Here is a 5,092-nt window from a genome sequence, read left to right as displayed (position 1 = left end):
ACTGTAGTAGGGCTTGGTTTAATAGTTTCAACGTTTTTTATGAAAAATACTACCGAAACACATTTTTTTCAACTAATCTATTACTTTTTTAACCCCGATAGACTTTATAGACAGACTCTAGCTAAGCTGACTACCGAAGATATCGGCATCATGAGTGGTACGATCCATATCAAAGGCGGCCGTACCTACAATGAACGTACCCTAGCGTTGCAAGCTGTTCAGATCATTGAGTTGGATCGGTATATGTACCAAACCCGAAAGGAATTGCAAGAAGCTTTTAAACAGAAGGACAGCCAACAGCTATTAATTACCGGCTATGCCGAATACCGTGACATCCACAAACGGTTAGTCCAACGCCTTCAAAAGCAAGATACCCAAGTTCAAAGTAACCAGCAGATCAAAGCCAGTGTGATTACCCATTGGTTGAAGCAATACAACCTAAGAGAGGTACAGTACATGGCCGGGCATCGAAAAATACAAACCACAGAAGCTTACCAGCAGAATGATATGGAAGGCTTACAACTCGACATTGACCGACTCCACCCCTTGAATACCTTGTTCACCCGAAACTAAGCGATCATGAATCATAAAAACAGAAGCCCATAGGATAAAGAACAGCCCAAAAGAGTACCTTCGCGGGTACTTTATACATATCATTGACGGCTACTAAGCCTTGTTCTTCAATCGAAACTGCAAATTTTATTACCGAAAGAATGAGGAGAGTAAACGTGTATACTACATGGTGTGTGGGCTGTTTTATCCTTCTATAAGGTTTTTGCGAACCTCGAGTGGGGATACTTACAGTACCACACACCGCCTTTTAAAGGGGTGTGCCTTCCATTACACAACACAAAACCCTTTTTAAATGAAAGCCTTACCAGAAGATTTTAGTGAGCTTTTTAAGCTGGTTAATAGTGAATTTGTCGGTTATGAGGACCGTTTGAGCCATTACCTTTACCGTGCCATTTACAGTTTACATTTTGTAGATGAAGGGGATGTTCCCAAGAATGCAGTGAGAGAGATCAGTTTTACTCTTTATCAATTAAGTGAATGCTTTTACCGGGCAGAAGAAAGGTATCACCTTCGGGAGCTGAACCGATTACGTGACGCGGTGGTAGAAGCTCATTTACTGTCTGACAAGCCCGGTTAACCTACTGAAAGGCCCTTGATTGGGCCTTTGTCTTTGAATGAGATAAATTAAACCAAAAGAAAAATGAAACCGTTATCTTTACCAAAAGGGATAGGTATGAATAGCATAGCAGAGATCAAAACCATTTTACATCATTATATCGCTGAAACAGACGATGTACAGGTATTGTCCAAACTTGAGCAATACGTTAAAAAGCTATTGTCTAAAGAGGATAAGATTATTGCTTATACCGCCCAAGGCCAACCTTTAAATCAGGCTGCTTACAAACGAGAGATTGACGATGCGATCGCAGAAGTGGATAGAGGTGAAATTATCTCCCAGGAAGAAATGGAAAAGGATCTGTGAATAAAAAAGTAGCCTGGTCTAAGCGAGCCAAAGCTTCGTTAGATTATTACTGTGATCGTATTGCGCTGGAATCTCCACCCAGTGCTAAGAAAGTAAGAAAGAAGATTGTCACTATAGCTAAGAGCTTATCAAAAAATCCCAACCTGTATCAGGTAGATGAGCATTATCCTGATAACCCAGGGAATATCAGACGTTTTTTTCAATGGAGTTACCGTGTTGTCTATCAGGTCAGAGAGGAAAGCGTTGTGATCCTTAATGTTTATCACACCAGTCAACACCCCGAGACAAAATAATCCCTGCGCATATCCTCCCCAGGTCACACCAGGCTACCGCGCTGTTACTGCTTAAGGCAGTAATTTAGGTAAGGTGTGCCTGTGGTACTCGGCCGGAACTGAGCTCCATAAAAGCAAGGCTATACAAGCTCCCTGGGGTTGACCTTGCTTTTTACTCCACTTGCCCATCCTGTGTTCCTCGCCACGGCTGTTTCCTTTTACTTTTTTGATGAGTTATTAAGCCACCAGCGGCGCTATGGGTAAAAAAGTAAACCACAGCCCGAATTATTGCTCTCCTGCGGCCTCCATCAGACACGGTCAGTCGGGCTATCACCCTTTTCCTGCCCGGCTTCTGTCGAACTTGCACGCGTCTCGCGAAAGATCAACCCCAATTTATCTGCCGAAATGGAATGAAGGTAGACCCCAATCATGGGGTTTTTATCGTTGCAGTAGTCCTTAGCAGCGCCAAGAGCCGATACCACCAGAAGTTAATAAGCAGTTGGCTTGCATCATTTTTTTGAGGTAAGCACGCTGCACAAGCTTCCCACTGCCCCAAGCGCACTTACCTCAAAAAACGGTATTAGCTTGCTAACCTCCTGTTAATGAATAGAGGTTTGTACAACAAAAAAATAAAAATGAAATGAGATTGTACAGAGCGATTTTTGCTTTTGTACAACATGAAAATATTTTTTTAAAAATGTTGTACAAGGTTGTACAATCTCAAAAAGAAAAAAATAAAATGTTGTACAAACTAGTCGCACATCGGTTTTTTGTAGCTGGTGTGAAATCTTGTCTGAGCTTTATCTTTTTGGTAGTCCTTGAATGATTTTGCACCAGTTACAAAAGCTTTGCAAGCCCTCTGATTATTTGCTATGAACTACAAACTGGCAGGGCGCTGGTAAGGACATGCTATCTCTTCCTTTAAAATCGGAGCCGAAAGCTACCTCATTTATCTCCGCACCTGGTTACCGCATCCCGAACGAAGCCGGCAGAAGTAGGTAAAAGCAGGATGGGCAAAAAAGCAAGGACGTAGTGTAACGAAGCTTGTATACCCTTGCTTTTTTCTTCGGGGAGTAAGTACGGAGCTTTGCCGTCTGGCGTGTCTGAGGGAGGGCGTAAGGTGCGGATTAACTCATGCTGTGGCTACAGGTGACGGGTTTGCCGGAGCGGTTGACCTGTAGGGAGAACAGCCAGTGAAGGTAGAGAAATACAATCTAGTAAGGCTTCACGGGAGCTGGGGCATGTGGGAGAGCCGGAACGGGAAGCTGCTGTGCTGAACGACTGAACACCTTATTCCCTCTTGCCGACATAGAGAGGCATTTTTTACTTAACAAATTGTCCTCTGAGAAATCCATTTTGAACTCTCTATTCACAGTTGTCTATTATTGAATCTGCCTCTGGAGGCTTTAAACACGGTTTTAACTGTCCTCTGATCTTACGTCCTAAAATTTTATAATCGCTCTTGATAGCTTGGAAACGCAGATTTAAAAAAACTTTTGCTGAATCTTTCTTTTGCTCAAGTGAGGAACTATTTATGTGAAATATTGAAAAAATGATCAAAATAAAACGACTTGAAATCAAGCCGCCAGATTGGAAATGGTGGCAATACTTAGCCTTCTTGGTTGGCCTTATACTAGTTATTAAAGGTGATTATGACGCACTATTTACATGGATAAAATCTTATCTTTAATGACCTTCAAACGAGAGGGTAAAGGCTTATTGAAGTGTTGTAACATTGGGTAAACAGGGCTTAGCAGCAATCGGATTTTTTTGCAGGAGAGACTAGGCAAAAAACGGGGACAGCGAAAAAATCGTGATAATTACTATCCTTTTGGACTGAGGCATAGCGGATATTATCAGCGAGTTACCACCAAAGCGAACAAATACAACACTTTCCAAGGGCAAGAACGAATAGATGATCTGGATTTGAATTGGATACAGTTCAAATGGAGGAATCACATGCCAGCTGTCCTCTCCCTTTTCAGCCACAATGTTTAAAAGCATTCTACTTATTTTAAAACTATACGCCTTTCAAAACCGAACTAATGAATAAGTTGTAATGTTGGCGCTATGTATTTTTCCATAAAATACATAAATTTTTGAATAAAAGGAATTAGTACCAATTGCTAGGCAATAAGTATGTGATGGAATTATTGGCAACCATAAGATTTGCCTTCTGTTGTACCTATGTTGTACCTACACAAATAAAAAAGAGCTTCAAGATATTCTTGAAGCTCTTAACTGGCTGATTACCAGTGTACCCGGGGCGGGACTTGAACCCGCACGGGCGCAATGCCCACAGGATTTTAAGTCCTGAGAAATAAAGCCTCTAATGATTTCTAAAGTGCCTTAAAACGCTCATAATAGCGATTTAAAGAATATTTTTAGTCGAATTGACTTTGGCAGAAACTGCTTAAAATCTCAAAATGTTTAAACCATGTTTAAACCATGTTTAAACCAAGTCGTTTATATTAGCACAACAATGATTGAATTATGGCATCTGTCAACATACTATTATATAAAAGCAAAAAGAAGGCTGATGGGAGATATCCCATTACACTCAGAGTTATAAAAGATAGAAAATCAACATATATATGTATTGATTGGGTATACGAAAAGGACTGGGACCACAAAACAAAAAAAGTCAGGTCTTCGCACGCGAACTATAAGCGCCTCAATAACCTTATTCTCAAGAAAATGGTTGAAGCCGAAGACCTTATCCTGGAAAGGGAGTCTTTGAAGAAGGAATATTCTGCAGAACAGATCATAACTATGATCAAAGGCGAGGGTAAAAATGTTACGTTCTTTGAACTCGCCAAAGAACATATTGAGGATCTGAAAAGAGAGAGAAAGTTCAACCAGGCCGGTGGAGACAGTGGAAGGATTAATCGGTTTAAGGAATTTCTAGGAAACAAGGACATAGGCTTTCATGAGATTGACGAACACTTGTTAAGAAAACTGAAAGTTTATTTAAGAAGCAATAGGGGAGTAAGTGAACGAACCGTAATGAACATCTTTATAACCATCAGGTTCCTGTTTAATCGTGCCATTTCCGATGGAATTGTAGATCAAAAGTACTATCCATTTGGTAAAGGTAAAATAAGGATCAAACTTCCCGAAACCGTTAAAATAGGACTGGATGAAAGCGAAATATACGCGATTGAAGAATTACACTTAACGAATGGGTCTGGTATTTGGCATACTAGTACTTCGTTCTATAAATAGTATTACAAACAAACAATATATATCTTTGGTAAACCTTATCAAAGATGCGTACAACACAGAAACCAAAATTAATACTTAGTTCAACGGAGTTGAATAAGTT

General features: G+C 40.4%; 6 protein-coding genes. 5 read left to right on the top strand and 1 reads right to left on the bottom strand.

The genetic code is table 11. The features are described from left to right. The 4 genes from FNH22_RS31420 to FNH22_RS31405 form a co-directional block, all read left to right on the top strand. Nucleotides 1-573, top strand: a 573-nt coding sequence (locus FNH22_RS31420; RefSeq protein ID WP_221420394.1) for a site-specific integrase, incomplete at its 5' end; no start/stop codon positions are given. 292 nt (nt 574-865) lie between these two features. Further along, entirely contained in the window at nt 866-1,150 is a 285-nt protein-coding gene (locus FNH22_RS31415) for a hypothetical protein (protein WP_143402503.1), read from the top strand. A 63-nt stretch (nt 1,151-1,213) separates the two neighbouring features. Then, nucleotides 1,214-1,495 carry a hypothetical protein gene (locus FNH22_RS31410; protein WP_143402502.1) on the top strand — a complete coding sequence of 94 codons (282 nt, stop codon included), beginning with the start codon at nt 1,214-1,216 and terminating at the stop codon, nt 1,493-1,495. Further along, a complete protein-coding gene (locus tag FNH22_RS31405; RefSeq protein ID WP_143402501.1) occupies nt 1,492-1,788 on the top strand; it encodes a type II toxin-antitoxin system RelE/ParE family toxin in 297 nt (98 codons plus the stop codon). Before FNH22_RS31410 ends, FNH22_RS31405 begins: the two co-directional genes overlap by 4 nt. A 1,761-nt stretch (nt 1,789-3,549) precedes the next feature. Here FNH22_RS31405 and FNH22_RS31400 read toward each other — a convergent pair. Continuing rightward, nucleotides 3,550-3,771: a hypothetical protein gene (locus FNH22_RS31400; RefSeq protein ID WP_143402500.1), complete on the bottom strand. Its 222-nt coding sequence runs from the start codon at nt 3,769-3,771 to the stop codon at nt 3,550-3,552. A gap of 489 nt (nt 3,772-4,260) precedes the next feature. Here FNH22_RS31400 and FNH22_RS31395 point away from each other — a divergent pair, with 489 nt between their 5' ends. Further along, entirely contained in the window at nt 4,261-4,992 is a 732-nt protein-coding gene (locus FNH22_RS31395; protein ID WP_143402499.1) for a phage integrase SAM-like domain and Arm DNA-binding domain-containing protein, read from the top strand. Nucleotides 4,993-5,092: the final 100 nt, after the last annotated feature.

Origin of the sequence: Fulvivirga sp. M361 (assembly GCF_007097395.1) — a bacterium.
In the GTDB taxonomy this organism is placed as follows: Bacteria; Bacteroidota; Bacteroidia; order Cytophagales; family Cyclobacteriaceae; genus Fulvivirga.
This window is presented reverse-complemented; position numbering and strand designations above follow the sequence as displayed.

Excerpts from the sequence above, each read along its gene's own strand:
- FNH22_RS31415 (WP_143402503.1), top strand. The coding sequence starts at position 866 with ATGAAAGCCTTACCAGAAGATTTTAGTGAGCTTTTTAAGCTGGTTAAT.
- FNH22_RS31410 (WP_143402502.1), top strand. The coding sequence starts at position 1,214 with ATGAAACCGTTATCTTTACCAAAAGGGATAGGTATGAATAGCATAGCA.
- FNH22_RS31400 (WP_143402500.1), bottom strand. The coding sequence starts at position 3,771 with ATGCTTTTAAACATTGTGGCTGAAAAGGGAGAGGACAGCTGGCATGTG.
- FNH22_RS31395 (WP_143402499.1), top strand. The coding sequence starts at position 4,261 with ATGGCATCTGTCAACATACTATTATATAAAAGCAAAAAGAAGGCTGAT.